The 968-nt window shown below is 62.0% G+C and carries 1 protein-coding gene; it reads left to right on the forward strand.

Features of this window, described 5'->3' with window-relative positions; all coding sequences use genetic code 11:
- Positions 1-47: 47 nt before the first annotated feature.
- On the forward strand, positions 48-968 hold a 921-nt coding region (locus tag JP75_RS26380; protein WP_035087710.1), incomplete at its 3' end, for an IS30 family transposase.

Consider the following 968-nt stretch of genomic DNA (forward strand, 5'->3'; position numbering starts at 1 on the left):
TCCCCTGAGTTCTCAAACGAAGTGCAACACCTTTGTAAGGTGTTGTCATGGGACAGAGATACAACCAGCTTGGGACAGGCGAGCGGTTTGAGATTGCCCGTCTATTGTCCATTGGCACCTCGATCCGGCAAATCGCTGCAACTCTGGATCGCTCGGCATCATCGATCTCTCGCGAGATAGAGCGCAATGGCGGTCGATCGAGTTACCGGGCCGAGTATGCCCGCCAACAGGCTCGAGCGCGCCGCTGGCACGGGAGCCGGCTGGACCGGAATGAGCCCTTGCGCGCGGTGGTTCTGAGCCAGTTGCGCCAGGGCTGGTCGCCCGAGCAGATCGTGGGGCGGTTCCGAATGGAGGCGAGCGCATCCCCTATCGGGGTGGAGAGCATCTATCGCTTCATCCATGCCCAGATCCGCCGGCACAAGGACTATAGCTGGCGCCATTACCTGCCGCGCGGCAAGGCCAAACGCGGCATTCGTCCCAAGTCAGGGGGCAGTTCGGCGCGTCTGATCCAGGATCGGATCTCGATTGCCCACAGGCCTTTGGAGGTCGGAGCCCGCCAGAGCCCAGGTCATTGGGAGGCCGACCTGATGGCTTTTGCTCGCTACGGCCAAAACCTGCTCGTGCTGCACGAGCGCTGGAGCCGGATACTGCTCGCGATCGTGTTGTCCTCAAAGCATGCAGAGCCGGTGGCTCATGCCATCACGGCTTTGCTCGCGCCGCTACCGCCGGACATGCGCCAAACCATCACCTTCGACAATGGCACCGAGTTCGCCCGCCACAACCTCCTGCATCGGCACGGCATCGACACCTTCTTCTGCGACACGCATGCGCCCTGGCAAAAGGGTGGCATCGAGAATGCCATCGGGCGCATGCGACGCTCGCTGCCACGCAAGACAGATCTCGACCAGATCGACGCCCAACGCCTGCGTCTGCACCTGCTGACCTACAACACCACACCGAGAAAGTGC

This window comes from Devosia riboflavina, assembly GCF_000743575.1.
GTDB lineage: Bacteria > Pseudomonadota > Alphaproteobacteria > Rhizobiales > Devosiaceae > Devosia > Devosia riboflavina.